This window comes from Yersinia sp. J1 (assembly GCF_050586585.1).
Taxonomy (GTDB): domain Bacteria; phylum Pseudomonadota; class Gammaproteobacteria; order Enterobacterales; family Enterobacteriaceae; genus Yersinia; species Yersinia entomophaga.
On the sequence record NZ_JBOBDP010000044.1, the window covers coordinates 1 to 1,348 of the forward strand.

Genomic DNA, 1,348 nt, shown 5'->3' on the forward strand with positions numbered 1-1,348 from the left:
ATAAATCGGATCTTGCGCATAAGGATCTCCTCAGGTGACATCATCAGTATGTCGGAAGATCTCTAAAAATGAATGGGCCGTTTAAGCGGGATACTTACAAAATCAGGGACCGAAAACCGGAAAATCAGAGCTATCGTGCCAGCGGACTTACGTTTCTGACAGCAGCCATATCCCTGTGGAATACCGTATATATGGAAAGAGCTGTCGATGCTCTGAAGCGTAAGGGGCTGAAGATTAACGAGCAACTGCTGTCGCATTTGTCGCCGTTAGGCTGGGAACACATCAATCTGACAGGCGATTATATATGGAAAAGCAACCGGATACCGGCTTCCGGTAAGTTTCGTCGGCTGAGGCCAGCTAAAGTCGAAAGGTCAAAAAATAGCCTTAACGTACAATAATTTTCGATATCCAAACTGACCCCAGTTTGATCAATGATAGTGACTGGCAGCATCTGTTTTTGAAGATCGTGCTGAAAAATAAATATTTTGACAAAATATATTATTGAATGTAGTTCAAAAATATATGCCAATAAGTAAGATAGGCCTGATGTTGATATCAACATCAGGCCTATCTATCAATCTAAGAAGTCATCATTCTCAAGATAATAAACCACAGCTTCTAGCAGTTCTTCCTTTTTAGATTTAGGGTGATGTCCTAACTTATTTTCAATAATAGCCTTGAATATTGGTGCCTCTAAAAAAGTATCATAATTTTCTTCGAAATCCATTTCCTCATAATCATTTTCAGAAATGTAATACTTGCCGTTGGCTATATCAGCCTCAGACTCAAAATCGAAGGTTGTCTCTATATATAACCAGCCAACATCTGGCAGCTCTTCGTACTTCTTTAACAGATTATCAAAACCAGTAATAACTATCATGAATAACCTCTCTATTTACGACATTTAGTACCACCACCCCATTTATTTCTCCCTCCAGTACCGTCAGGATGATAAACTTTATGGTATGTTCTATGGTCATTAAAGTCAGCAAGTTGAAGAGAACCAGACTTATCTCCATGATGCCAAGTCATACCCTTCGGAGACGAACCTCTAAAATTACCATTTGACATCGGCTGAACATGTTCAACTACCCCTGGATATTTTGTTTGAAGCTCTCTTTTAAATTCAGCATCCACTTGTAAACGTTTATAAACAGATTCATTAGCTCGACTAAAATGCTCTTTATCTGTCATGGTATACTCAGCCGAATTTAATGTATGCTCATGGAATACATGATATTTCCCTAAATCTCGCTGTCCCTCACCTTTATACAACCCAAGAGGATCGATCCAAGTCAGCGGATTCGGCGCATATTGATATAAATTCAGTCCGCCCAGTAACCCAATA

2 protein-coding genes and 1 pseudogene are annotated in these 1,348 nt (G+C 39.3%); 1 reads left to right on the forward strand and 2 read right to left on the reverse strand.

Translation table 11 applies throughout. The features are described from left to right. Positions 1-98 precede the first annotated feature (98 nt). Positions 99-398 (forward strand): annotated as a pseudogene (locus ACQ4OC_RS19485) (Tn3 family transposase); the annotation flags it as partial. Between the two features lie 176 nt (positions 399-574). Here ACQ4OC_RS19485 and ACQ4OC_RS19490 read toward each other — a convergent pair. Then, complete coding sequence (locus ACQ4OC_RS19490) at positions 575-880, reverse strand: DUF7716 domain-containing protein (RefSeq protein WP_430971555.1); 306 nt, start codon at positions 878-880, stop codon at positions 575-577. An 11-nt stretch (positions 881-891) separates the two neighbouring features. Next, positions 892-1,348, reverse strand: a 457-nt coding sequence (locus ACQ4OC_RS19495) for an HNH endonuclease (protein ID WP_430971556.1), incomplete at its 5' end; no start/stop codon positions are given.

What these genes read in the sequence shown, in the direction of transcription:
- ACQ4OC_RS19490 (WP_430971555.1), bottom strand. Translation starts at nt 880, where the DNA reads ATGATAGTTATTACTGGTTTTGATAATCTGTTAAAGAAGTACGAAGAG.